This window comes from Nocardioides sp. WG-D5, assembly GCF_054031175.1.
Map to the genome: position 1 here is coordinate 2952584 of NZ_CM132928.1, position 23786 is coordinate 2976369.

25 protein-coding genes and 2 tRNA genes are annotated in these 23786 nt (G+C 67.3%); 13 read left to right on the plus strand and 14 right to left on the minus strand.

What is annotated here, in order from left to right:
* The first annotated feature begins 59 nt into the window (after positions 1 to 59).
* Together dnaN and gnd are read left to right on the plus strand one after the other, a co-directional pair.
* Complete coding sequence (dnaN, locus tag ACWZJV_RS14385; protein WP_008355535.1) at positions 60 to 1199, plus strand: DNA polymerase III subunit beta; 1140 nt, start codon at positions 60 to 62, stop codon at positions 1197 to 1199.
* Between the two features lie 76 nt (positions 1200 to 1275).
* Positions 1276 to 2166 (plus strand): phosphogluconate dehydrogenase (NAD(+)-dependent, decarboxylating), encoded by an 891-nt coding sequence (gnd, locus tag ACWZJV_RS14390; protein WP_008355537.1) that lies wholly within the window; start codon positions 1276 to 1278, stop codon positions 2164 to 2166.
* Between the two features lie 38 nt (positions 2167 to 2204).
* Here gnd and ACWZJV_RS14395 read toward each other — a convergent pair whose 3' ends face one another.
* Positions 2205 to 2603 (minus strand): DUF2752 domain-containing protein, encoded by a 399-nt coding sequence (locus tag ACWZJV_RS14395; protein ID WP_196876085.1) that lies wholly within the window; start codon positions 2601 to 2603, stop codon positions 2205 to 2207.
* A 22-nt stretch (positions 2604 to 2625) separates the two neighbouring features.
* A complete protein-coding gene (locus ACWZJV_RS14400; RefSeq protein ID WP_457176643.1) occupies positions 2626 to 3048 on the minus strand; it encodes an NINE protein in 423 nt (140 codons plus the stop codon).
* Between the two features lie 29 nt (positions 3049 to 3077).
* On the opposite strand from ACWZJV_RS14400, the gene recF reads away from it, so the two are divergent.
* From recF to ACWZJV_RS14425, 5 genes are all read left to right on the plus strand, one after another.
* A complete protein-coding gene (gene recF / locus ACWZJV_RS14405; protein WP_457176645.1) occupies positions 3078 to 4226 on the plus strand; it encodes a DNA replication/repair protein RecF in 1149 nt (382 codons plus the stop codon).
* Entirely contained in the window at positions 4219 to 4788 is a 570-nt protein-coding gene (locus ACWZJV_RS14410; RefSeq protein ID WP_457176647.1) for a DUF721 domain-containing protein, read from the plus strand. Before recF ends, ACWZJV_RS14410 begins: the two co-directional genes overlap by 8 nt.
* 355 nt (positions 4789 to 5143) lie before the next feature.
* Positions 5144 to 7207 (plus strand): DNA topoisomerase (ATP-hydrolyzing) subunit B, encoded by a 2064-nt coding sequence (gene gyrB / locus ACWZJV_RS14415; RefSeq protein ID WP_008355550.1) that lies wholly within the window; start codon positions 5144 to 5146, stop codon positions 7205 to 7207.
* Between the two features lie 49 nt (positions 7208 to 7256).
* Positions 7257 to 9956: a DNA gyrase subunit A gene (gyrA, locus tag ACWZJV_RS14420; protein ID WP_457176649.1), complete on the plus strand. Its 2700-nt coding sequence runs from the start codon at positions 7257 to 7259 to the stop codon at positions 9954 to 9956.
* Positions 9956 to 10513: a DUF3566 domain-containing protein gene (locus tag ACWZJV_RS14425; protein ID WP_008355554.1), complete on the plus strand. Its 558-nt coding sequence runs from the start codon at positions 9956 to 9958 to the stop codon at positions 10511 to 10513. Before gyrA ends, ACWZJV_RS14425 begins: the two co-directional genes overlap by 1 nt.
* Positions 10514 to 10631: 118 nt before the next feature.
* Here the strand turns inward: ACWZJV_RS14425 and ACWZJV_RS14430 are convergent, their stop codons facing one another.
* The gene (locus ACWZJV_RS14430) at positions 10632 to 11081 is read right to left on the minus strand and encodes a hypothetical protein (RefSeq protein ID WP_457176651.1); all 450 of its coding nucleotides are present in this window, start codon (positions 11079 to 11081) and stop codon (positions 10632 to 10634) included.
* 640 nt (positions 11082 to 11721) lie between these two features.
* Between ACWZJV_RS14430 and ACWZJV_RS14435 the strand changes: the two genes are divergently transcribed.
* A tRNA-Ile gene (locus ACWZJV_RS14435) sits at positions 11722 to 11795 on the plus strand.
* Between the two features lie 301 nt (positions 11796 to 12096).
* Positions 12097 to 13113, plus strand: coding sequence for a DUF6414 family protein (locus ACWZJV_RS14440; protein WP_457176653.1), 1017 nt, complete (start codon positions 12097 to 12099; stop codon positions 13111 to 13113).
* Positions 13114 to 13313: 200 nt separating this feature from the next.
* On the opposite strand, the gene ACWZJV_RS14445 is transcribed toward ACWZJV_RS14440, so the two are convergent.
* Positions 13314 to 13613 (minus strand): hypothetical protein, encoded by a 300-nt coding sequence (locus ACWZJV_RS14445; protein ID WP_457176655.1) that lies wholly within the window; start codon positions 13611 to 13613, stop codon positions 13314 to 13316.
* Positions 13614 to 14425: 812 nt separating this feature from the next.
* Here ACWZJV_RS14445 and ACWZJV_RS14450 point away from each other — a divergent pair.
* The gene (locus ACWZJV_RS14450) at positions 14426 to 15133 is read left to right on the plus strand and encodes a hypothetical protein (RefSeq protein WP_008355562.1); all 708 of its coding nucleotides are present in this window, start codon (positions 14426 to 14428) and stop codon (positions 15131 to 15133) included.
* A gap of 116 nt (positions 15134 to 15249) precedes the next feature.
* Here ACWZJV_RS14450 and ACWZJV_RS14455 read toward each other — a convergent pair whose 3' ends face one another.
* Entirely contained in the window at positions 15250 to 16179 is a 930-nt protein-coding gene (locus ACWZJV_RS14455; RefSeq protein ID WP_457176657.1) for an MBL fold metallo-hydrolase, read from the minus strand.
* 72 nt (positions 16180 to 16251) lie between these two features.
* On the opposite strand from ACWZJV_RS14455, the gene ACWZJV_RS14460 reads away from it, so the two are divergent.
* The 3 genes from ACWZJV_RS14460 (at position 16252) to ACWZJV_RS14470 (ending at position 17493) form a co-directional block, all read left to right on the plus strand.
* Positions 16252 to 17199, plus strand: coding sequence for a hypothetical protein (locus tag ACWZJV_RS14460; RefSeq protein WP_457176659.1), 948 nt, complete (start codon positions 16252 to 16254; stop codon positions 17197 to 17199).
* Positions 17200 to 17280: 81 nt separating this feature from the next.
* Complete coding sequence (locus tag ACWZJV_RS14465) at positions 17281 to 17400, plus strand: DLW-39 family protein (RefSeq protein ID WP_008355567.1); 120 nt, start codon at positions 17281 to 17283, stop codon at positions 17398 to 17400.
* A gap of 17 nt (positions 17401 to 17417) precedes the next feature.
* Positions 17418 to 17493: transfer RNA gene (locus ACWZJV_RS14470), tRNA-Ala, on the plus strand.
* Positions 17494 to 17583: 90 nt separating this feature from the next.
* Here the strand turns inward: ACWZJV_RS14470 and ACWZJV_RS14475 are convergent.
* From ACWZJV_RS14475 to ACWZJV_RS14515, 9 genes are read right to left on the minus strand one after another with little or no spacing between them, the layout of a single operon-like run.
* Entirely contained in the window at positions 17584 to 18831 is a 1248-nt protein-coding gene (locus ACWZJV_RS14475; protein ID WP_457176661.1) for a site-specific integrase, read from the minus strand.
* Entirely contained in the window at positions 18828 to 19052 is a 225-nt protein-coding gene (locus ACWZJV_RS14480) for an excisionase family DNA-binding protein (RefSeq protein ID WP_457176663.1), read from the minus strand. Before ACWZJV_RS14480 ends, ACWZJV_RS14475 begins: the two co-directional genes overlap by 4 nt.
* 17 nt (positions 19053 to 19069) lie before the next feature.
* Positions 19070 to 20659, minus strand: a complete 1590-nt coding sequence (locus ACWZJV_RS14485; RefSeq protein ID WP_457176665.1) for a replication initiator — start codon at positions 20657 to 20659, stop codon at positions 19070 to 19072.
* Positions 20656 to 20850 carry a hypothetical protein gene (locus ACWZJV_RS14490; protein ID WP_457176667.1) on the minus strand — a complete coding sequence of 65 codons (195 nt, stop codon included), beginning with the start codon at positions 20848 to 20850 and terminating at the stop codon, positions 20656 to 20658. The genes ACWZJV_RS14485 and ACWZJV_RS14490 overlap by 4 nt, the downstream gene beginning before the upstream one ends.
* A complete protein-coding gene (locus tag ACWZJV_RS14495; RefSeq protein ID WP_457176670.1) occupies positions 20847 to 21143 on the minus strand; it encodes a WhiB family transcriptional regulator in 297 nt (98 codons plus the stop codon). Before ACWZJV_RS14495 ends, ACWZJV_RS14490 begins: the two co-directional genes overlap by 4 nt.
* Positions 21140 to 22870, minus strand: coding sequence for an FtsK/SpoIIIE domain-containing protein (locus ACWZJV_RS14500; protein WP_457176672.1), 1731 nt, complete (start codon positions 22868 to 22870; stop codon positions 21140 to 21142). The genes ACWZJV_RS14495 and ACWZJV_RS14500 overlap by 4 nt, the downstream gene beginning before the upstream one ends.
* Positions 22870 to 23166, minus strand: a complete 297-nt coding sequence (locus ACWZJV_RS14505) for a hypothetical protein (protein ID WP_457176674.1) — start codon at positions 23164 to 23166, stop codon at positions 22870 to 22872. The genes ACWZJV_RS14500 and ACWZJV_RS14505 overlap by 1 nt, the downstream gene beginning before the upstream one ends.
* Entirely contained in the window at positions 23166 to 23447 is a 282-nt protein-coding gene (locus ACWZJV_RS14510) for a hypothetical protein (RefSeq protein ID WP_457176675.1), read from the minus strand. The genes ACWZJV_RS14505 and ACWZJV_RS14510 overlap by 1 nt, the downstream gene beginning before the upstream one ends.
* Positions 23447 to 23725, minus strand: coding sequence for a hypothetical protein (locus ACWZJV_RS14515; RefSeq protein WP_457176677.1), 279 nt, complete (start codon positions 23723 to 23725; stop codon positions 23447 to 23449). The genes ACWZJV_RS14510 and ACWZJV_RS14515 overlap by 1 nt, the downstream gene beginning before the upstream one ends.
* Positions 23726 to 23786: the final 61 nt, after the last annotated feature.

Genomic DNA, 23786 nt, shown 5'->3' on the forward strand with positions numbered 1-23786 from the left:
AGCCCGGGCCACATGTCCTCACACGCCCCGATGTCGAGTTAGAAGAAGGACAGGTCATCGTGAAGTTCCGCGTCGACCGCGACGTGTTCGCGGATGCCGTCGCCTGGGCTGCCCGCAGCCTTCCGGTACGCCCCAGCACCCCGGTGCTCTCCGGCCTCCTGATCGAGGCGGGCCACGAGGGCCTCGTGCTCTCGACGTTCGACTACGAGACCTCCGCACGGGCGACGCTGTCGGCCGAGGTCGCCGACGAGGGCAAGGCACTGGTCTCGGGCAAGCTGCTCGCCGACATCTGCCGCAGTCTCCCGGCCAAGCCGGTGGAGATGGTCACCGACGGTGCCCGCGTCTCGCTCACCTGTGGGAGCGCCCGGTTCAGTCTCCAGACCATGCCGGTCGAGGACTACCCGACCCTGCCGGAGATGCCGACCGCGGCCGGCACCGTGAAGTCGGAGCTGTTCGCCCACGCCGTCGCCCAGGCCGTGACCGCCGCCGGCCGCGACGACATGCTCCCGGTGCTGACCGGCGTGCGGCTCGAGATCGAGGGCTCCACGATCTCGCTGCTCGCCACCGACCGTTTCCGGCTCTCCCACCGCGAGCTCGAGTGGAACCCGGCGACCCCTGACGAGAGCCTGGCCGCGCTGGTCCCCGCGAAGGTGCTCGGCGACACCGCCAAGTCGCTGACCAGCGGCAGCGAGGTCACCCTGGCGCTGTCCACCACCGGCACCGGTGAGGGGATCATCGGCTTCGAGGGCGCGGCCGCGGGTGGCGTACGACGCACGACGACGCGCCTGCTCGACGGCGAGTTCCCGAAGGTGCGCAGCCTGTTCCCGGCCGAGCACCTCACCACCGCGCTGGTCGACAAGGCCTCCCTGGTGGAGTCGGTCAAGCGTGTCGCCCTGGTCGCCGAGCGCAACACCGCGGTCCAGATGGTCTTCGAGGACGGCGTGCTCACCCTCGACGCCGGTTCCGGCGACGAGGCCCAGGCGTCCGAGTCGATCGAGGCGACCATGGAGGGCGAGGGACTGACCACCGGGTTCAACCCGCAGTTCCTCCTCGACGGGCTGCAGGCCATCGACGAGCAGGTCGTCGAGCTCGCCTTCACCCAGGCCCCGAAGCCCGTGGTGATCAGCGGCAAGCCGGCCGAAGGTGGCGAGGAGCCGGGCTTCCGCTACCTGCTGATGCCGCGGCGACTGCTCTCCTGATTTCTGTCGCTCGTAGGGTGGTCTCGACAAGCTCGACCACCGGGCACAAGCTCGACCACCGGATAAGGAACCTTGCATGGACATCGGACTCGTGGGTCTCGGCAAGATGGGTGGCAACATGCGCACCCGGCTGCGGGAGGCCGGTCACACCGTCGTCGGATACGACCGCAACCCGGACCTCGCCGACGTGGCGAGCCTGGCGGAGCTGGTCGAGGCACTGCCCAGCCCCAAGGTGGTCTGGGTGATGGTGCCGGCGGGCGACCCGACGCATTCGACGATCGCCGAGCTCAAGGAGCTCCTCGGTGAGGGCGACCTGGTGGTCGACGGCGGCAACTCGAAGTACACCGACGACGCCAAGAACGCCGAGAGCCTCGCCGAGAAGGGCATTGGCTTCGTCGACTGTGGCGTCTCCGGCGGAGTCTGGGGTCTTCAGAACGGCTACGCGCTGATGTACGGCGGCTCCGCCGAGAACGCCGCCAAGGTGATGCCCGCGTTCGAGGCGCTCAAGCCGTCCGGAACCGAGGACGGTCTGGTCCACTGCGGCTCGACCCCCGGCGCCGGCCACTTCTCCAAAATGGTCCACAACGGCATCGAGTACGCGATGATGCAGGCCTACGCCGAGGGCTGGGAGCTCCTCGACAAGGTCGACATCGTCGACAACGTCCCGGAGATCTTCGCCTCGTGGCGCACCGGCACGGTCGTACGTTCCTGGCTGCTCGACCTTCTTGTCGACCAGCTGCGCGCCGACGAGCACCTCGACAAGATCAAGGGCTACGCCGACGACTCGGGCGAGGGCCGCTGGACCGTCGAGGCCGCGATCGAGAACGCCGTCCCGATGCCGGCGATCTCGGCCTCGCTGTTCGCGCGGTTCGTCTCGCGCCAGGAGGACGACCACGCGATGAAGGCGATCGCTGCGATGCGCAACGGCTTCGGTGGGCACGCGGTGATCTCTGAGTCGGAGGCCTGAGCACCCGCTGCGCGGGTGGTCTCGACAAGCTCGACCACCTAGATGGGGTCGATGACTCCGGTCAGGGTGAGGATCAGGCGCACGGCGCCGTAGGTGATGAAGAGCGCGAAGAGTCCGAGGACGACGGGGCTCTTCACGAGCTTGTCGAGATCGGCAGGGCGCTTCCCGGCCACCCGGGAGCGGACCGAGACCACGGCCAGGACGACGACGGCCAGGACGAGCACCGGACCGAACCAGTTGCTCGCCAGCGAGGAGCCGATGTCGCCGTGCATGAGGTAGACCCACGACCGGGTCAGGCCACAGCCGGGGCAGGGCAGACCGGTGAGCGCACGGAACGGGCAGAGCACCGGACCGTCCTCGATCCCGCCGGCGGGCAGGAGTGCCGCGATCACGACACCGCCGACGCCGATGGCGGCGGTGACCTCCGTGGAGCTCACCGCCGCGAGGCGTTCGTGCAGGTCAGGCGAGGGGTTTGCCGTCGACATCCGGGAACTTTCTGATGGCGACGAGCACGATGTCGATGAGCGACCAGATCCCGAAGCCGCCACAGGTGACCAGCTTGAGGACACCGAGCCCGATCTGACCGACGTAGAACCGGTCGACACCGAACCCACCCAGGAAGATCGAGAACAGCAGCGTGATCAGCCACTCCCGCCTCGAGAAGACGCCGGGGATCTGTTTCACGGGAAACCATTGCTGGTCGGTGCCGAGGCTCGCCGGGGTGTCCGACTTGATCTGTCCCGCCGCAGCCATCTGGGCGAGCTGCTGGACCGGGTAGGGCCCGTGGACCTGGCCCATCACCGACAGGTAGAAAGGCCCGGCCGGCTCGCCAAGGGCGGGTTGCCCTGGAGGCGGGCCGTAAGGGTTGGGAGACTGGGTCATGCAGGCACCTTAACGAGAGAGGAAACCCGATGTACGTCTCACACCTCTCTCTGCACGACTTCCGCTCCTACCCGAACGTCGAGGTCCCGCTCGAAGCGGGCGTGACCGCCTTCGTCGGGCGCAACGGCCAGGGCAAGACCAACCTGGTCGAGGCGATCGACTACCTCTCCCGTCTGCAGTCCCACCGGGTCGCCACCGATGCTCCGCTCGTCCGGGCCGGCGCCGAGCAGGCCGTCGTGCGCGCCGCCGTCGTGCGGGACGGTCGCACCGCGACGCTCGAGGTCGAGATCAACGCCGGCCGAGCCAACAAGGCCCGCATCAACAAGAGCCCGCTCCCCCGCACCCGCGACCTGGTCGGCCTGGTCCGCACCGTCGTCTTCTCCCCCGAGGACCTCACCCTCGTCAAGGGCGACCCCTCCGACCGGCGGCGGTTCCTCGACGACCTGATGATCCTGCGCGCCCCGCGACTGGCCGGAGTACGCAGCGACTACGACCGTGTCCTCAAGCAGCGCAACTCCCTGCTCAAGACCGCCGGGCTCGCGCGCGGGTCCGCGCGCGAGGGTGCGCTCGCCACCCTGGCCGTCTGGGACGACCACCTCGCCACCATCGGTGCAGAGATCCTCTCCCAGCGGCTCTCCCTGGTCGAGGCATTGAAGCCGTACGTCGGCAAGGCCTATGAGACGGTCGCCCGCGGCGCCAGCCGGGACGATGCCGAGATCACCTACAAACCGGTGGTCGAGCCTGTCGAGACCACCACCCCGAGCGTCGAGACCCTCCGCCAGGCCATCCTCGAGGAGCTGGCAAGGCGTCAGAAGGACGAGCTGGACCGCGGGATCAGTCTCGTCGGTCCCCACCGCGACGACCTGCTCCTCCACATCAGCGCCGGCGCCGAGCGGCTCCCGGTGAAGGGCTATGCCAGCCACGGCGAGTCCTGGTCGTTCGCGCTGGCGCTCCGGTTGGCGGCGTACGACCTCCTGCGGGCCGACGGCGACGACCCGATCCTGATCCTCGACGACGTCTTCGCCGAGCTCGACAGCCAGCGGCGGGTCCAGCTGGCCGAGCTGGTCGCCGACGCCGAGCAGGTCCTGGTCACCGCCGCGGTCCCCGAGGACGTACCCGCCGCTCTCGCCGGTGCCCGCTACCACGTCAAGGCCGGCGAGGTGACCCGCGGTGAGTGACGAGCCGGTGGTCGAGCCTGTCGAGACCACCGCCGAAGGCGGTGAGGAAGAGCCCGAGAAGCGCCCCGACGGCCTCGACCTCGCTCGGTCCCTGACCCGGGCGACCGCGAAGATGCCCGCACCGAAGGCCGGGATGCGGAAGAAGCGGCGTCCGCCCGACGGCGCGACGCGGCGCGGCATGGTCTCCGGTGCCCGCCCCGACGATCGCGACCCCCAGCTCATCGACTCGGTGGTCAGCCGGATGGTCGACGACCACGGTTGGGACACCTCGCTCCGGGTCCACGGCGTGATGGCCCGCTGGCCGGACATCGTCGGTGAGGAGATCGCCGACCACACCACCCCGGAGTCGTACGCCGACGGCAAGCTGTCCGTCCGCACCGACTCGACCGCATGGGCCACCCAGCTGAAGCTGCTGGCGCCCAACCTGGTCAAGCGGCTCAACGAGGAGCTCGGGCACGGAACCGTCCTCGTCATCGAGGTGCTCGGCCCGCACCTTCCCTCGTGGAAGAAGGGTCCCCGAGGCGTACGCGACGGCCGCGGGCCCCGCGACACCTACGGCTGACGGCGGCTCCAGAACGTGCCATGAACAGGTGTTCGAGCCTCATCGCATGAGCCGCGATCTGCCGCTCTGAGCGCCCCGTGGACGTATAGGGACTCACCGAGCCCCCTGCTGAGGGCGCAGAGACACCGTCAGGAGACGTACAGACGGCTATTTCGGTCACAGTTGCCCCTCAGGACAGGCCGCGTGCGTGGAATCCGGGGTTCTACGGGGTAACATAGAGGTTGGGTCGATCGTCCTAGGTTTTACTTCCCCGGCGCTGGTCGGCCCGTTGCATGCCCGACCGACACCACGTCCGTATCCGGACCGAAATGACAGGTGGATCGCACCGGTGACCGCTGCCGACCAGACGACTCCCATGCCGGACGACCAGACCGCCGACGGAGTCGCATACGACGCGTCTGCCATCCAGGTCCTCGAAGGACTCGAAGCGGTCCGCAAACGACCGGGTATGTACATCGGGTCGACCGGAGCCCGCGGCCTGCACCACCTGATCTGGGAGATCGTGGACAACGCGGTCGACGAGGCGCTCGCCGGCTACTGCGACACCATCAAGGTGACGCTGCGTGAGGACGGCTGGGTGAGCGTCGCCGACAACGGCCGAGGCATCCCGACCGACACCGCGGCCGGGCAGGAGATCCCCGCCGCGACCCTGGCGCTGACCGTCCTGCACGCCGGCGGCAAGTTCGGCGGTGGCGGCTACAAGGTCTCCGGTGGTCTGCACGGTGTCGGCTCCTCCGTGGTGAACGCGCTCTCGACCAACCTCCACATGGAGATCAAGAACCGGGGCCGCCTGTGGGAGCAGGAGTTCACCCGCGGCGTACCCGACTACGACCTGCGCGAGGTCCGCGAGCTCGAGGAGGGTGAGCGCACGGGCACCACGATCTCGTGGAACGCCTCCGCGGAGATCTTCGAGTCGACCGACTACAACCTCGAGACCATCTCGAGCCACTTCCGCGAGACGGCGTTCCTCAACAAGGGGCTGCGGATCGAGCTGCGCGACGAGCGTCCGCAGGCCTCCGCGATCGCCGAGGCCGTCGAGGACGGCACCATCGAGTCCGACACCGACAGCGCCGACGAGCTGCACGGCACCGGCAACGGCGAGCGGGTGCTGGAGCAGTCCTTCTACTACGAGCGCGGCCTGGCCGACTACGTCGACCACCTCAACAAGCGCAAGACCCCGGTCTCCAGCATCATCGCCTTCGAGGCCGAGACCGACGACAAGGCGCCCAACCCGATGAGCGTCGAGATCGCGATGCAGTGGCAGGCGTCCTCCTACAACGAGTCGGTCCACACCTTCGCCAACACGGTCAACACCCCCGGCGGCGGCACCCACGAAGAGGGTTTCCGCGCCGCGCTCACCACCCTGATCAACCGTTGGGGCGAGGAGTGGGGTCTGATCAAGAAGAAGGAGGACCGGCTCACCGGTGACGACATCCGTGAGGGTCTCACCGCGATCATCTCGGTGAAGATCAGCGAGCCGCAGTTCGAGGGTCAGACCAAGGACAAGCTCGGCAACACCGAGGTCAAGGGCTTCGTGCAGGGCGCGGTCAACGACCAGCTCGGTGCCTGGCTGGAGCAGAACCCGGCCGAGGGCAAGGAGGTCATCCGCAAGTCGATGGCCGCGGCCTCGGCCCGGATCGCGGCCCGCAAGGCCCGCGACCTGGCTCGCAACCGCAAGGGCATCGGTGGCGGTGGCGGTCTGCCCGGCAAGCTCGCCGACTGCCAGTCGACCAACCCCGAAGAGTGCGAGATCTTCATCGTCGAGGGTGACTCGGCGGGCGGCTCGGCCAAGTCCGGCCGCGACCCGCGCATCCAGGCGATCCTCCCGATCCGAGGCAAGATCCTCAACGTCGAGAAGGCCCGGATCGACAAGGTGCTCGCCAACCAGGAGGTGCAGTCGATCATCTCCGCGCTGGGCACCGGCGTGCACGACGACTTCGACATCAACCGGCTGCGCTACCACAAGATCGTGATGATGGCCGACGCCGACGTCGACGGTCACCACATCAATACGCTGCTGCTGACGCTGCTGTTCCGGTTCATGAAGCCGCTGATCGAGCAGGGCTACGTCTACCTCGCCCAGCCGCCGCTCTACCGGCTGCGCTGGAACAAGCCCGCCGAGCACGAGTTCGTCTACTCCGACGCCGAGCGCGACGCGCTCATGCGCGACGGTCTCGAGCAGGGCAAGAAGCTTCCCAAGGAGAACCCGGTCCAGCGCTACAAGGGTCTGGGCGAGATGAACGCCGACGAGCTGTGGGAGACCACGATGGATCCCTCGCAGCGGCTGTTGCTGCAGGTCACCCTCGAGGACGCCGCGCACGCCGACGAGATCTTCTCCATCCTCATGGGTGAGGACGTCGCCGAACGGCGCTCCTTCATCCAGCGCAACGCCAAGGACGTCCGATTCCTCGATATCTGAGTCTCGCCGAGGCCCTAGATACCGATAGACGCACGCAGAAAGTGAAATCGTGACCGAGACTCCTCCGGAAGGCCCCGGGCAGACCTCTGCCGGCGGCCGGATCGAGACCGTCGAGCTGCAGTCCTCGATGCAGGCCAGCTACATCGACTACGCGATGGCCGTCATCGTCGGCCGGGCGCTGCCGGACGTACGCGACGGCCTCAAGCCCGTCCACCGGCGGGTGCTCTACGCGATGTACGACGGTGGCTACCGCCCCGACCGCGGGTTCTCCAAGTGCGCCCGCGTCGTCGGTGAGGTGATGGGTAACTACCACCCCCACGGCGACTCGGCGATCTACGACACCCTGGTCCGGCTGGCGCAGCCGTGGGTGCTGCGCTACCCGCTGATCCACGGCCAGGGCAACTTCGGCTCGCCCGGCAACGACCCGGCCGCGGCCATGCGTTACACCGAGTGCCGGATGGCGCCGCTGGCGCTGGAGATGGTCCGCGACATCACCGAGGACACCGTCGACTTCGGCCCCAACTACGACGGCCGCTCCCAGGAGCCGTCGATCCTGCCGTCGCGGTTCCCCAACCTCCTGGTCAACGGCTCGGCCGGCATCGCGGTCGGCATGGCGACCAACATCCCGCCGCACAACCTGCGTGAGGTCGCCTCCGGCGCGAAGTGGGCGCTCGAGCACCCCGACGCGACACGTGAGGAGCTCCAGGACGCGCTGATCGAGCGGGTCAAGGGCCCCGACTTCCCCAACGGCGCGCTGATCGTCGGCCGTGAGGGCATCGAGCAGGCCTACCGCACCGGCCGCGGCTCGATCACCCAGCGTGCGGTGATCGACGTCGACGAGGACAACAAGGGCCGCACCACCCTGGTCATCACCGAGCTCCCCTACATGGTGAACCCGGACAACCTGGCCCAGAAGATCGCCGACCTGGCCGACACCGGCAAGGTGCAGGGCATCGCGGACGTCAAGGACAACACCTCCTCCCGCACCGGGCAGCAGCTCGTGGTGGTGCTCAAGCGCGATGCGGTCGCCCGTGTCGTACTCAACAACCTGCTCAAGCACACCGAGCTGCAGACCAACTTCTCCGCCAACATGCTGGCGCTGGTCGACGGCGTGCCGCGCACGCTGTCGATCGACCAGTTCATCTCCAACTGGGTCGAGCACCAGATCGACGTCATCCGGAGGCGTACGGCGTTCCGGCTGCGCAAGGCCGAGGAGGACGCCCACATCTGGCGCGGCCTCGTCAAGGCTCTCGACCAGCTCGACGCGGTCATCGCGCTGATCCGCTCCTCCCCCGAGGTCGACGACGCCCGCCAGGGCCTGATCCGGCTCCTCGAGATCGACGAGATCCAGGCCAACGCGATCCTCGACATGCAGCTGCGTCGCCTCGCGGCCCTGGAGCGGCAGAAGATCATCGACCGCCTCGCCGAGCTCGAGCTGATCATCGCCGACCTCGAGGACATCCTCGCCAACGTCGCCCGTCAGCGTCAGATCGTCGGCGACGAGCTCGACGAGATCGTCGCGAAGTACGGCGACGACCGGCGTACGCAGATCATCGCGGCCGACGGTGACCTCTCCATGGAGGACCTCATCCCCGATGAGGAGCTGGTCGTCTCGATCACCCGCGGCGGCTACGCCAAGCGCACGCTCGCCAACGAGTACCGCACCCAGAAGCGCGGTGGGAAGGGCGTACGCGGCGCCACCCTGCGCGGCGACGACGTCGTCGAGCACTTCATCGCGACCACCAACCACCACTGGCTGCTCTTCTTCACCACCGCCGGCCGGGTCTACCGGATCAAGGCCTACAACCTGCCCGAGGCGGCGCGTGACGCCAAGGGCGGTCACGTGGCCGGGCTGCTCTCGTTCCAGCCGGACGAGTCGATCGCCCAGGTGCTCGCGATCCGCGACTACGAGCAGGCGCCCTACCTCGTGCTGGCGACCCGTTCCGGTCTGATCAAGAAGACCCGCCTCGGCGACTACAACTCGCCCCGTCAGGCCGGCGTCATCGCGATCAACTTCCGCGAGGACGACGACGAGCTGATCGGCGCCGAGCTGGTCAACTCCGAGGACGACATCCTGCTGGTCTCCCGCAAGGGCCAGGCGATCCGGTTCCGCGCCGACGACAACCAGCTGCGGCCGATGGGCCGGGCGACCTCGGGCGTCACCGGCATGAAGTTCCGCGACGGTGACTCCCTGCTGTCGATGTCGGTCATCCGGGCCGAGCACGTCGCCGCCGAGATCGCGGCCGGGCTCTCCGAGGCCAACGAGGACACCGCCGACGTGGCCGCTCCGGTCTCCGGCGCGGAGTCGCCGGACCAGGTCAAGGAGCAGTTCGTCTTCACCATCACCGACGGTGGCTTCGCGAAGCGTACGAAGATCTCCGAGTACCGGCTGCAGTCCCGCGGCGGTCTCGGCATCAAGACGATGGCCCTGGCCAACGCCGATCGCGGCGGTCTGGTCGGTGCGTTCATCGTGGTCGACGGCGACGAGGTCCTCTCGATCACCGCGTCCGGCCAGGTCGTACGCAGCCCGATCAACTCCGACTTCCGGGCCACCGGTCGCTCGACCCAGGGCGTCAAGTTCGTCTCGCCCAAGAAGGGTGACTCGGTCGCCGTCGTGGCACGTTCCGTCGAGGCCCGCGAGGTCGACGATGAGATCGTCCCCGGGACAGAGGTTGCAGATGATGTAACAATCGATGGAGACGGCGAGCACGGAGCGCCGTCCGATACGACGACGGAAGATGAATCCTGATGACGGACCGCACCGCCGACAGCACGACTGGGGGAGTCGCGATGACCGAGCGGAACGAGACCGCAGCACAGCCGGTGACCCAGCGGATCACTGACACCGTGGCCAACGCTGCCAGGCGTACGACCTCGGCGGTCGCCTCGACCGCCCGCACCTCCGGCCCAGCCGGCGCGGAGCGGGCCGCGGTCAGCGGCTCGGCCCGCCGTGCCCGGCTGAGCCTGAGCCGGATCGACCCCTGGTCGGTCATGAAGATGGCCTTCCTGCTCTCGATCGCGCTCAGCGTCGTGGTGATCGTCGCCGTCTTCGTCATCTGGTCGGTGCTCGGCGCCGCCGGTGTCTGGGACTCGATCAACCAGGCGGTCCAGGACGTCGTCGGTGACTCCAGCGCCGGCTGGAACGTGCAGGACTACCTCGGCCTCGCCCGCGTCATGGGCTTCACCATGGTCGTCTCGGTGGTCAACATCGTCCTGATGACCGCCGTCGCCACCCTCGCCGCGTTCCTCTACAACATGGCCGCCGCCCTGCTCGGCGGCGTCGAGGTCGAGCTCACCGAGAACTGAGCCGCACCCGCTTCTCTCAACCTGGGGAGGGCAGTCCGAACATGGTTCGGATGGCTCTCCCCAGGTTTCATTTGTATGAGGCTTCGCAGGTGTCGCCGCATGGGCGCAGGTTTCCGGGCTATCCGTTCTTGGTGAGGATCCGTCCGATGCGTGCTGCGGTCTGGCACGGGGTGCCGAAGACCTGGCGAAACCTCAGTCTGGCCGTGACGGACCCCAGCTGAGCCAGATCGTCCAACGAGCGGTCCGCGTCGCGAGCCTGGTCTCGCCAGGAGTCGTGGCCGAGGGCACCGCCGAGCTCGACCACCAGCCGGTACGCCTCATACTCGACGTCGCGGTGCTGGTTTCCCGTGGAACCGACCCGGGGAGATTGGCGCCTGCCCGCTGGCAGGTCGTGGGGCCGCTCGACCTTGGTGAGGTAGCCGTGCTCGAGCACAGAGTGCGTGCCCGACGCCAGATCGTCCACCAGACCCTGGATGAGCTTGCGGCGGCGCAGGGAGTGCGTGCGGTCCAGTGCAGCCTGGAGACTGGCCGCCGTGACGTAGGACCCTGCTCGCCCACTCGGCGACACGCGCAATCGCGTCGATCTCGGAGGTCGCCTCGTTCGCCATCGCCAGGGCGTTGTCCTCGACTTTGAGACGTGGCAGCGCGCCGCCGTAGGCCTTGGGTTTCAGCCCGCGCATCCGGTGGACGACGATGCCTGGCTGAGGCATCACCTTGCGGGAGTGGTCGATCGCGACGTGGATCGGCCGACCGTCGTCACGGCCCCTGGGCGCCTCGAGGCTGTCCCGGCAGAGCACGGCCGGGTCGGCGTAGAGCACCGCTGCCCAGGCCCGCTGCTCCCAGGTGAGCGGGCCGGTGTGGTCGATGTAGACGCGAGGGTGCACCCGGCGCAGCTCGTTGCGGCGTACGGCCCGCTCGACGTCGACCCGACTGAGCCCGCCCGCCGTCAGCTGGGCGTAGCTCGCGACCCCGTGCTGCATCCGCCGCTGAGCATCGAGCAAGCGCGCCGCATCCTCACGCGCGAAGATCGCCGCCAGGTCCTCCGAGTCGGACATTCTGGAACCCTAACCCTGGGGAGGCTCATCCGAACCAGGTTCGGACTGACCTCCCCAGGGTGGGCAGGGTGTCACCGTTTTGGTTCCGCGGGCGGCGGGCGGGTAATGTTTCCTCTCGCCTGCTGGTGGGGCTTCCACCCCCAGTTGGCGCCTGCGCTTATAGCTCAGACGGTTAGAGCACCACACTGATAATGTGGGGGTCGGAGGTTCAAGTCCTCCTAAGCGCACAGCACACGCCCTGGACTCCGGTTCGGGGCGTTTCTGCATGTCAGGCATGGATTTCCGTCTCTCCCTCATCGTCACTTCTGGCGTTCTGACCAGGCTCAGGCTTTGCGTTGGAGGGCTCCGAGGCCCCCGACCTGCTTTGCGGCGGTTCATCGAGTTGTCCGGCCGGTCAGCAGCCCTTCCCTCAGATTGGGTAAGAGTACGTAAAGGACCAGTCACCCCTCTAGCCAGGTCACTCTAGTTTGGGCGCGGAACTCAGTGGATGGTCCATTGGCGTTCAACTGTGAGCAGGGGGAGTGCAACGTGATTCTTCGCGAGTACCTCTATGTTGATACCGCCGCAGTGAGGGGAGCCCTCGCTCAACTGGATACCGGAATCGTAGAGTCCGAAACGTCGAAGTCGGCGAATGCCAAGAAGACCAGCATCGGTGTCAAGGGGTATCTGGAACACGCTCGTGACTGGGGTGACGACCTGACGACGACGAAGACGATGGGCGATGCTGTGTTTCCCCTTCTGGAGGAAGGGCTAACGGTCCACGGTCTTCTCGAGGACGTCTCCGATGTGGTCGCCGATCCGGCAAGTTGGGAATCGTTCACGATGGAAGACCTGCTTCCAGCGGGCAAGATCGTTCGGATCACGGCTCCCGGATACCTGTTTGATGCCCGTTTCGTCGCTGGGTTCATCGAGGGCTACGCAGTGACCCAACGTGGCCTGGTGAACATGGGCGTCTTCGACGGGCCGAACAACGCCGTAGTGCCGCCGAAGGCGAAGAAGCCCGCCAAGAAGTACGAGCAACTGCCTGGTGAGGATGTCAGCTTGGAAGGCAGGATCCCACTAGGACAGATGCCAACCGGAGAGCCTGGATCAGACACCGGCGAATTCTTCCGAGGAGTCGTACAAGTCGCACGCGGCGTGTTCGCCCCAGGTCTTCATCTGATGCTGATGCCAGATATCGACACCGCGGGGCCCATCACGGTGCGGCTTCAAGACGGGCGACAGTACCTCGACACCGAACCGGACATCTTGTTCGCCCGCTATGGCGTGGGGTCCCAATACTGGACCGTGGTCGGTACCGTCGGGCATCACCCCGTCCCGGGCCAAAACATGGACAATCCCGACTTCCTGGACGGTGAAAGCATCCGCCGCGCGGAGTTTGGCCGGTACATCAATCGGCTCGGGGGCGTCCTGGGTCAGACGGGTTTCACGGATCTTCCGCAAGCCCCGGGATTCTCACTCGTACCGTGGGCCGTCTACAGGACGCTCGGAACACCAGATTCGGATTCGGCCGCTCTGGTGCTCCAAACATCCCGTGACTCGTGAGAACTTTCTCTACTGACTCAAGGCGCGCTCCGCGCGCTGGCCCGCCGCCGGCGGGCCAGGGACCCCCGCGCTTCGGGCATGCGGCCTGGCGGCCGGTCCCTACGCGCACCCCAGTCCCGCCGGCTCTCGGCCAACACGAAGAGGACGCCCGATCGCACAGGAAAAGACGTCCTCAATTGGCCTCGGCGGACCAGCTCGTCTCAGAGCACCACGCCAGACCACAACACTTTGCCCTGTGCATCGACCCGCACAATCCGCGAGCCGGGTCCTTGCGCGGCCTCACGAAGCGTCTCCGTCGCCGATGCGCCCATCACCCGAGCAATCGAGACCGCGTCAGCGGACTGCACGAGTTCGAACCCAATGTCCGACTCCGAGCCATCGGCATACCCTCCGCGGCCCGTTACCTCGCCCCAACCCGGATACCGGACATCGAGTGCATCCACGATCGCGTCTTCAACGAGCCGACGGTCCTTGATATCGATCCCCGGCTCGATCGTCACCGATACATCCACGACTCCCCCATCACCCTCCACCTCAAACCTGGACCCGACGGTAGACCCAGCTCGGACCGTTCGCACCACAACGCACAGCAATGAACCATCAGGCCGCCGGCCCCGAGCCCAGCCATTGACTCGCGGCATCCAGTCGATCAGGATCCAGGCAGTCGGCTGATGACGAGGGGGAGGTGGGCACTGCTGTCGGCAGGACACTCCCCACGACGCTTCTCAGCTCGGCTACGTTGGGCAGCGTGGGGGCAAGCCCCCAGACCCCCGCCGAGGGGACCAGGTGCCGGATTGGGTGACGCTCCGCCCCCGCGATACGGACCAACGCACGTGCCATAGATCGAGGCCCCCAGAGGCCCCCGAAGGCCCCAAAACAGCCCATAACAACCGACGCTCAACAGGTTGAGATCCCGTATAGAAGAAGGGTGGATGTGGGCGGCCGGAGAGCAGGCCACGCACTGATAATGTGGGGTCGGAGGTTCAAGTCCTCCTAAGCGCACCAAGCGTTTCCGCAGGTCAGAGGCTCCCGCCGGGGGCCTCGCCTTCGTTTTCAGGGCTGTCGTCCTCGTCAGGTGCCCCCACGGTTCCCCCGAGCCTCAGCAGAGGGCCAGAGGTTGTCGTCGACGACGTGCCCGTAGAGGTCCATCGTCATGGCCGCGGAGGCGTGCCCAGGATGCGCTTTGCCGAACCGGCTCCGCGAGCGCTGTTGGGGTTCTGTGTGTCGAATCGACTGACGGATACCTGCACGGGTGTTTCAATGCAGGCGCGCCGCATGTCGCAGCGCGCCTAGACTTCGAAGGAAGACCCCCATGCTCCGCAAGTTCACGCTTGCTGCCGCTGCCCTCGCGCTCGGTGCAGCGACCCTGTCACTCGGTGGTTCCGCGCAGGCTGCGACCACCCCGTCTGTCAACGTCACAAGCGCTTGCGAGGGTGGCGCTGGTGTCATCACCGTCGGCGCCCGGCGCTCGCCCAGTGGCGGCACCATCGGAACGACGGTGATTCGTGACGTGAAGAGGCCCAACTGGTCCGGATTCACGATGGTCGGCAACAGCGAGCCGTCCGATCCGTCGACTGAGCCGGCGACGCTCCACCCGGTCGACGGCGTCGTACGCGACACCACGAAGTCCACCCTCGCCTGGCCGAAGCCGGTCATGGGCGTGTACTTCTCGGGCGACTACTCGGTCGTCTGCGTCGGACGTGTCGACCAGAACCCCTACCGAGTCATCGGCATGGGCCCGTCCTCCCAGATCACGGTGCGCCGCGACTCCGGCGTTGTCCGGGTCGAGGGCGTGGCGAACCGGCTCGGCAAGTACCGCCTCACCGTACGTCTGTGGACTCCGGCCGGCTTCCAAGAGAAGTCGAGGGTCGTCAACGTGGGCGTTGACACGAACATCGGTGAGTTCAGGCACCGCTTCACCGGCTTCCAGCGGACCAACAAGTTCACCAAGGCCGTACTGATCGCAAAGAACATCCGAAGTGGCAAGACCACCACGGTCACGGTGCGACGTACGTTCTGACTTTCAATACTGCTCGTGGCCCCGTCGATCCGGCGGGGCCACGATGCCTGAGAAGGCTCGAGCGCGGCGAGCGAGAGCCGCAGGTCAGAGGCTCCCGTCGGGGGCCTCTTCCTCGTTTAGAGCCGACTGGACGCGTCGTGGTCGTGGGTCGGGACGACCCGCATCAGATGGCGCGCCAGGTGCAGGCGGTGGAGGGTGGCGAAGGCGGCGTCGCGGTCCTCGTCGACGAGGTCGCCGGGGAAGGCCGGCTTCTGCCTGATCAGATCGACCTGGTCGTAGTGCCAGGCGGCGTCGCCGGCGATCAGGACCCAGCCGGAGGCGGTGCGAGCGAGGACACCGATGCTGCCGGGCGTATGGCCGGCGAGCTCGACCAGCAGGACGGAGCCGTCTCCGAACAGGTCGTGGGAGGCGGTGAAGGTGGCGACGGGCGGGCCGTCGAGGTCGTACGTCTCCACCGGCCGGCCATCGGTCAGAGCCGGGCGCACTCCCCCGACGGGCGGCCGGCCGGGGCCGAGGACCCAGTCGCGCTCGGTGGTCCGCATGTGGACCGGGAGGCCGGGCAGGTCGAGGAGGCCGCAGATGTGGTCCCAGTGGGCATGGGTCGGGAGGGCGAAGTCGGGCTCGACGTGCGCGGTTCGCAGCGAGTCGACCGTCGGAACGGTGTCGGCCGGCGGTGTCACGAGCCGGCGCAGCATCCCGGGGAGCTCGCTCAGGGCGCGCTCGGGTGCGTCGCGGCAGTAGGAGGGGTCGACGACGAACGTCGCCTCGGGATGACTGACGATGAAGCAGGTCATCGCGTTGCGTACGGACCGGCGGAGCCCGGCACCCTCGATGAGGCCGCCGGCGGGCAGCGTACGCGGCACTTGCGGCATCGTGCGTACGGTCACCGTCCGGTCGCCCCGAGGCAGGCCGGCGTCGGTGATCGAGGCGAGAAGGCGCTGGTCGGGGCGGCGTGGGCGCAGCAGACCGCGGCCGAACCCGGTCAGGGCGCCGACCAGCTCTCGCGGGGTCGGCGTGGCTGCAGAGATAGTGGGATCGCTCGTCACAGAGGGAACGTATCGGCCGTGAGCCGGTACGCCATCCGACCACGGTAGGAACCGCATGCGAACATCACCATCATGACGAAGATCGACCTTCCGTTCGACCTCGACTCCATCCCGGGACGTACGCGGCGATGGGTCAGGGGAGGGATGCGGCGCACCGAGAGGTGGGGGCAGCGGCTGGGTGGGCGCGTCGGCCCGCTCATCCCCAACACGCTGGCCACCGGCGGCACCGACGACTGGACTCCGCAGGGGCTGGGCTACGGCCCCGACACCAACCTGCTGGCCCAGAGCTACTACTCCCACGACAAGGGCTCGGCGCTCGTCCTGGTCGACCTGAAGAGCGGCAAGACCGTCGCCGAGGTGCTGTTGGTGGGCTTCAACGGCAAGGCCGGCCCCGGCCATGCCGGCGGCGTCGCGGTCGACGGCGACGACGTCTGGGTGTCCAAGGGCGCCGGCGGCGGCACCGGCAAGCTCTACCGCTACTCGCTGTCGAAGATCCGCAACTCGGAGAAGGCCGCCGAGGTCGAGCCGATCGAGGCGCCGGTGAAGGTGGCGGCCGGCTCCTACTGCCGGATCCGTGGCAACCAGCTCTACGTGGGTGGCTTCGGCAACCAGACGCTGTTCGCCTACGAGAAGAGCGAGAACGGCGAGTGGGACTTCTCCGAGCCGGTCATCTCGACCACCACCCCGCCGAAGGTCCAGGGCGTCGTGGTGCGCCGTGACGAGTACGTCTTCTCCTCCTCGTTCGGCCGCCACCGGCCGAGCACCATCTTCATCTGTGAGCGAAAGCCCGACGGCCGCGTCGGCGCGGTCCGGCGCAAGTTCAAGTTCCCCAACATGGCCGAAGCCATCGTCGAGGTCTCGGGCGAGCTCATCACCACCTACGAGTCCGGCGCCTCCCCCTACAGCCGGCCCTCGGCGTACGGGTTCGGGCTCCTGACCGGCCGGATGTGGGCGAGCACCCACATGACCCTCACCCCCATCGCCTCCCTCGGCCTGGCGCCCGATCCCGAGGCCGGTTGATTTCGTACGCCTCATGGCTGGCCGGTACGCTTTCCTGGTCTAACGGGCAGTGATGCTCCCCCACGACCTGCAGGAGAAGACATGAAGAAGATCGTCCTCGTACTGCTGGCCGCGGCTGGCATCGTCCTCGCCAAGAAGAAGCTCGACCAGTCCAACCCCGAGAAGGGTCACTGGGCCGCGGCGACCGACAAGGTGAACTGACCGACGGACACCCGTCCGGGGCGTTGGCGCAATTGGTAGCGCACCTGCTTTGCAAGCAGGGGGTTAGGGGTTCGAGTCCCCTACGCTCCACCAGGTCAGAGGCCGGTTTCAGCCTCGCGACCAGGCCGAATCGGCCAAGTACAGCAGCAAAGTACAGCAACGAGTCCGTCGAAGTGCGCTCGATCATGACGCCACCGGACCACGCTCGAACTGCTCGCCAAGGCGCTGCAGAGCTTCCAGCGTCTTCTTGTTCGTAGCCTTCGCGTAGATCTCCATCGTGGTCGAGATCTTGCTGTGACGAAGGATCGCCATAGTGATGCGCGGATGCACTTCGAGAGCGACCAGGAGCGAGGCGCACGCCTTGCGGGTGGCGTGAACGGTCGTCTCGCGAACCCCAGCCTTCTTGATCCGAGCTTTGAACGCGCGGTGGAAGTTGCGCGGGTCGACTGGGCCACCGAGGCGCGTCGTGATGACGAGGCCCGAGTCTTCCCATGCCTCCCCCGCCTTCATCTTCCACTGCTCCTGGAGCAGCTGCTGACCACGCAGAGCCCGGACAACCGGCGCAGGCAGAGGAAGCGGAGCCTCCGATGCGGCTGTCTTCAGACGCCGGCGGACGAGGCGACCGTTCTCCCGCTTGATCTGCCATTCCAACGAAGCGGTGCCGGTGTCGGAGTCCTCATCGAGCTCTACCTCATCCCAGCCGAGCCCCAGCAACTCGCCCTTCCGCAGTGCGAACAGCAGGAGCAGGACGTACGCCGCGTACCACTGGTCACGGTCATCCTCGGCACTCTCCAAGAACTGCCGCGACTCCTCTACCTCCCATACCGGATCCTTCGACTTCCGAGGTACCGGCACCTTCAGTAGCGACGCGACGTTACGTGTCACCAGGTCATCGCGAACCGCCGACGAGAGCATGCTCAAGAGAACCGTCCAAGCCTGATGACGAGTCCACTCCGATGCGATCTGCTCACAGCACTCCCCCTTCGCACAGCATCGAGCCTTGCCGGTCTCGGCACGCCGAGCATCCTTCGCCTGAGCGCAGCACTGGCACCGTGTCTTGTGGTCGTTGAACCACTTCTGCACGTCGCGCAGCGTCAGCTTGTCGAGGCGCTTCTTGCCGATGTACGGAACGATGTAGAGCCGAGTGAACAGCTCGTAGTTCTCGTAAGTCTTGTGCACGAGATCGGGCTTGATCACGTCCTCAAGCCAGCCAGCGGCGTACGACTCGACAGTCGGAACACGAGCGGCCATCGGACCGCGAGCGGCCTGCGCCTTGAGCTTGTTCCACTTCTCCTGGACGATGTCGGTCGTCTGACCGTAGACGTACTTGCGATCGCGCTCGCCGTTGGGCAGGTCGATCCAAACGTAGGCTGCATATCCGCGGTTGCCGTTGCGGTAGATCGAGCCCTCACCATTGAGCCGCTTACTCATGCGACACCCATCTCTGACTCCTCGGCGCACAGCTCGATGTACTCGTCTATCCACTGCGGCAGGATCCGCCGAGAGCGCCCATCCTTCAGAGACCGGATCCGGCCCTGAGCGATGAGCATGCGCACCTTCGTCTCGCCATATCCGAGCTGGTCAGCGACCTCACGCACGGTGAACCACTTCCGTGTGAACACGACGTGGGTTTCGCTCTGGTCAGCCTTCATGTCTGCCACTCCTTCGTTCATTGCGTGCGGTTTCGGTGCTTGGTCTGGGCCCGCCACTGGTCGTACTCACGGGCACGAGCTGCGGCAGCGAGGGCGAGTGCTTCGTCCCCGGGGTTCGTCCAGCCGGAGCCCTGATAGGTCCAGGTGCCGATGACGAGAGTGGTTTCTTCCTCGTCGGCCAGGAGCTGGGCTTCGAGCTGGCCGAGGTCGAGCAGCGTTGCGCGTGCTTCCTCGTCGGTGTGGGAGGCAGCGACCAGGGCTTGGTAGCGAGCCCGAGCCCGACGCAGGCGACCCAAGGTGATCGAGTAGCGCCGCGACTTGGTCGAGAAGTGACCCCGGAACCCGAGCATGTGAGCCCACTTGGCCAGGTAGTGGTACGGGTTGAGGGGCTTGCTCTTCTCATCGACCCCGTAGCCGTAGTAACCGGCAGCAGACTCGGCGAGCTCGCGACATTCCTCAGCCATCCGGGTCAGGTGCGGCCGGGGCGTGTCAGCTCGAACAGAGTTGGCGTCCTTGGTGGCGTACTTCGCGAGATATCCGGCGACCTGACCGGGGGTGAGGTCGTTCTCTGGGTCCTCGAGACGGTCACCCTCCCGCACGACGCGGATGTCGAGCTGCTTGCCCCACCGCAGCCGCCGTGACGGGTCACCGGCGTAGGCCGGCGGAGCATCCACGAAGATCTCAGCGGCAGCGGCCTGGAGGATCTGAGCGAGGTCGAGACCGTCCAGCGGTGCCGGAGATCCGGGACCGTCGGGGCCGTCAAGGCGGATCAGGGCGTGGAAGTGGACCAGGCCACGGGCTTGGTATTCGGCGACCTTGACGAACTGCAGCGACGCGGTCTTGCCCAGGCGTGAGTCGGGGACCCCGAGACGTCGAGCCAGGGCGCGGCGCAGAGCTTGGGTGGTGTAGCGCCACAGCTCGGGGAGGTTGTATTGCCAGATGACGGCGGATTGCCAGTCGTAGCACTCGTAGCACAGGGGTGCGCCGTTGATCGAGGCGTCTTCGTCGTGGCGCTTGTGGCACGAGGTCGGTCGACCATGCGGGCAGCGTTCGTCTTTGACACGAGCCCGTGGGCGACAGGGCTTGCCGCCACGGAATCCGTGGACATGGCCGAAGGAAGGTGCGGTAAACGTTGCGAAAAGCAGCGGATTCTCCGCCACATTCTCAGGGACCGTCTTTCCACCGACGAGGCCGGCGTTGATCATCGCAAACGTGTCCCGCGCATACGTCCGGGAGCAGGACGGGCAGACGTCGGCGCGACGGTTGCCGCAGGCCCGATAGAGCAGCCCCAGCGGCGCGTCGGCGGAGTCGAAGGAGGACAGCAGCCCGCCGATCTCGCCCGTGGTGGGGTCGAGCTGGTAGGTCTCGGAGCGGCCGACCAGGCGGACGGGGTGGGCGCAGTTCTTGACCGCTGCTGCGGTCTCGGCGAAGGCGTCGAAGGTGCGGTCGGTCAGGCGGGCGGTGACGGCCTGGAGGCCGGCGTCGGTCAGGCCGGACAGATCCAGCGGCGCATCCTCCCCGAACCCCGGGAACCCAGAGTTGGGGGTGGATGCGTCACTGTGGATGCCCGGAGCAACCATCGGTGCGTCGAGGGTCGTGGCGGTCAAAAGAGCCGTCCTTGACCGTCGTGTCCCATGTTGACGGGGAGCCCCTGCTGGATGCGTGCCCACTCGGCGTTGCTGATCCAGCGTGCTGAGCAGGTCGGGCAGATGTGGCTGCCCGAGAGCCGGTGACCATCGGGACGGGTGCAGGTGTGGACGTGGTCCTCGTTGTTGAGGTTCGCCGTGCAGGTCGTCATGCCGCCACCGCCATCGGGTCAGTCGGGGTGGTCGGCGTCGTCATGGGGATGGCGTCGATCAGGTCGAGCAGATCCTCAGGCTCGGGGGCGCGGTCGGTTCCGGCCCACATGCCACCAGAAACCCGCTCGTTGAGGGCGTACGAGTTGCAGGCGGAACGGACGGCGCAGCCGTCGCATGTGGACCGCATCAGGTCAACGATGACCTCGGGAACCTCGATGGTGTCGGTCGTCCACGGCAGCCCCTGAACCTCGCGAGTGGTGCACGCAGCGTCAGCCATCCACGCCGTGCTCATGACAGCACCTCCGCAGCGTCCGAGTCGGTGGAGTCGGTGGAGCTGACGACCTCACCGGCAACGACCTCGGAGGAGGGCTCAGAGTGGCGGGTGCGGGGCCGACGAGGCTTCCGCGTACGAGGCGCACCGTTCGGGGTCGACGGACCACGAGGAGGCCGGTTGTCGCCCGGGCGGGTGCTCTTGCTCTGGGCGACGGCGGGGACCAGGTCGGACTCAGCCAGGCCGATAAGATTGCTGACCCCGGCGGGCTCCATGGTGCGGGCCTCGGTGGCCTCGGTGGTCTCGGCGTGGTGGTCGCGTCGGCCGGTGGGGATCAGCTCGACCGCACCCGTGGCGGGGTAGTGCTTGTTCATGTCTTGGATCTCCTCATCGGTGACGTAGGCAGCCCGGACCCTGACCGGGTTCTTGCGGCCGTCGAGGTAGACGTAGCCAATGCCGGGCAGGTCCTCGGGGATGGCTTCGCAGTAGGCGCCGGCGTTGTGGGCGTCTTCGCCCAGGGCCATTTCGACCTGGCCGGAGGTCTTGAGCCGCAGCGCGATCCGGGTGGGGAACTGGTCGCGCCACCGGACCACGTCCTTGGTGACGATCTGGGTGCAGGCGAAGACCGAGAACCCCGGTGCACGGCCCTTGGTCAGCAGCCGCCCCATCGCGGACTCGATCCGGTTCTGGATCTGACGGTCCTCGTTGAGCTCGGTGACGTCGGCCAGCTCGTCGACCAAGACGATGACCAGCGGCGAAGTCTTCGAGACCGTGAACGATCGAGCCACCCCGCGCAGGTCGATGGTGCGGTCATCCATGACCCCGACGGCGTCTTCGAAGAGCTTGGCCATGGCCTCGTAGTCGTCGCGCTCGTAGCGAGCGAACATGTCACGGCCGAACTCCAGCTCCATCCCGCCCTTGGGGTCGATGGCCCACACCTGCACCAGGCCCGCCTTGATGAACGGGGCCAGGGCGCGCAGCAGCGACCAGACCACCGATCCCTTGCCCGCGCCGGTCTCGCCAGCGAGGAGGGTGTGGGTGCCGCGGACCTTGAGCAGCCAGGGCTCCAGCAGGTCGGTGAAGCCGATGTGGAGCCCATCCAGGCGCGCCACATCGAGGGCCTCGGGGCCGGTCGGGACCGGGAGCGCGGCGATGATCGCCGTGAGGGGGTTGCGCTTCTCCAGCTCCAGCCAGCACATCCCCGGCTTGTGGGCACGAACCCGAGCCTCAGAGGCTCGCATGGCGTTGGCGATGGCCTCGTCACAACCCTCCAGGGCGCTAGGAGCCATGCCCGCCGGCAGACGCACCAGGAGCCGATCCATGGCCGGAGTCGAGCGGACCTTGACCAGCCGCGGGGCCAGGACCCGACCCGAGTGCCGATCCGTGGTGGTCAGACCGCAGCGGCGCATCCAGAAAGCCCACATCAGGCCATACCAAAACCAGCGGTTCACCCAGTTACGGGCGTACCGGCCAGCACGACGCCCAGCAGGACCGACGAAGCGGGCAAACGAGCCCGGGGCAAAGCGCCACCACATGGTCAGACCGCCAGCGATCAGCGCAAGCGTCCCGAGGGCGGCCCCGGCGACGGGGAGCCAGCCGATACGACCAGCGGCCTCGACCAGGGCAGCGAGAGCACAGCCGAGGATCGCGAACGGGAGCACCAGGCCGGGACGGCGGACGATCGACCACACCACCCAGACCGTGGCGATGAGCAGCTTGGTCCCGAGCTTCTTGAGCATGGCACCCATCAGGCACCCCTTTCGTGTCGCTTGAACGCGGCGACGACCAGGCCGACCTCGGTCAGCGCGGCCGATGCCGAGGACTTCGAGGCGCGCAGGTTCTCGGCGATGGTCAAGCTGTAGACCGAGGAGCCACCGCCGATGGAGGCGTGGACCAGATCCAGCCGCATGGTCACCTCGTTGAGGTCGGTCGAGACCCGGCGCAGCGCACCCAACGCGGCGTCATCGCTGCCTACACCCAGCGCGTCGGCCCAGGCGTCCAAGTCGGAGCGGAGGCCAGCACCGCCGCCGTAGATGCCCCACATCAGGCGACACCCCGCTCGTGACGCTCGAAGGAGCGGCGCAGGAGCCGCAGCCCATCAGCGGCGTCCAGGACGTCGCGTGCGGCGTCGTTGAGAGCGACGAGGATGTCGTCCCCGCCGACGAACCCGGATCGGGTGTAGCGGTTCTGGAACGAGTTCAGCTCTCCGGCGATGACCAGGAGTCGGCCGTACTGGCCAGACAGCACCCGCATCGCGTCGGCGTCGTTGGTCACGCCGAGGATCTCGGCCCAGGCGTCCAGGTCCTTGCGTCGATTGGTCACCATCAGGCCGCCCCCCGCTCGTGACGGGCGAACGCCATCCGGACCTGACCCAGCGCCAAACCGGCGTCCAGGGTGTAGGCGGAGGACTTGAGGAACTCCTCCATCACCGGGCTACGGTCCGGCACGCCGCCGTCGAGAAGCGTCTGACGCGTCTTCGCGATCTCCCCCGCGAGGGTCAGCATCCTCGCGCTCATCTTCCGCAACGCCGCCATCGCGTCGGCATCGTTCGACACCCCGAGCGCTCCCGCCCAGGCATCCAGATCCTTGCTCTTGATCCTCATCACGCTTTCCCCTCCGTGCTGTGAGTGCTGCTCGTGCTGTTGTGGTTGGGACCCGCCAGCC

Bases quoted from the DNA above. Each gene is read 5' to 3' on its own strand.
- ACWZJV_RS14515 (WP_457176677.1), bottom strand. From the start codon at position 23,725: ATGAGGATCAAGAGCAAGGATCTGGATGCCTGGGCGGGAGCGCTCGGG.
- ACWZJV_RS14400 (WP_457176643.1), bottom strand. From the start codon at position 3,048: ATGACCCAGTCTCCCAACCCTTACGGCCCGCCTCCAGGGCAACCCGCC.
- ACWZJV_RS14490 (WP_457176667.1), bottom strand. From the start codon at position 20,850: ATGACGACCTGCACGGCGAACCTCAACAACGAGGACCACGTCCACACC.
- ACWZJV_RS14475 (WP_457176661.1), bottom strand. From the start codon at position 18,831: ATGAGTAAGCGGCTCAATGGTGAGGGCTCGATCTACCGCAACGGCAAC.
- ACWZJV_RS14450 (WP_008355562.1), top strand. From the start codon at position 14,426: ATGCTCCGCAAGTTCACGCTTGCTGCCGCTGCCCTCGCGCTCGGTGCA.
- recF (WP_457176645.1), top strand. From the start codon at position 3,078: ATGTACGTCTCACACCTCTCTCTGCACGACTTCCGCTCCTACCCGAAC.
- ACWZJV_RS14510 (WP_457176675.1), bottom strand. From the start codon at position 23,447: ATGGTGACCAATCGACGCAAGGACCTGGACGCCTGGGCCGAGATCCTC.
- ACWZJV_RS14495 (WP_457176670.1), bottom strand. From the start codon at position 21,143: ATGAGCACGGCGTGGATGGCTGACGCTGCGTGCACCACTCGCGAGGTT.
- gnd (WP_008355537.1), top strand. From the start codon at position 1,276: ATGGACATCGGACTCGTGGGTCTCGGCAAGATGGGTGGCAACATGCGC.
- ACWZJV_RS14425 (WP_008355554.1), top strand. From the start codon at position 9,956: ATGACGGACCGCACCGCCGACAGCACGACTGGGGGAGTCGCGATGACC.
- gyrB (WP_008355550.1), top strand. From the start codon at position 5,144: ATGCCGGACGACCAGACCGCCGACGGAGTCGCATACGACGCGTCTGCC.
- ACWZJV_RS14465 (WP_008355567.1), top strand. From the start codon at position 17,281: ATGAAGAAGATCGTCCTCGTACTGCTGGCCGCGGCTGGCATCGTCCTC.
- ACWZJV_RS14505 (WP_457176674.1), bottom strand. From the start codon at position 23,166: ATGTGGGGCATCTACGGCGGCGGTGCTGGCCTCCGCTCCGACTTGGAC.
- ACWZJV_RS14460 (WP_457176659.1), top strand. From the start codon at position 16,252: ATGACGAAGATCGACCTTCCGTTCGACCTCGACTCCATCCCGGGACGT.
- ACWZJV_RS14480 (WP_457176663.1), bottom strand. From the start codon at position 19,052: ATGAAGGCTGACCAGAGCGAAACCCACGTCGTGTTCACACGGAAGTGG.
- ACWZJV_RS14500 (WP_457176672.1), bottom strand. From the start codon at position 22,870: ATGGGTGCCATGCTCAAGAAGCTCGGGACCAAGCTGCTCATCGCCACG.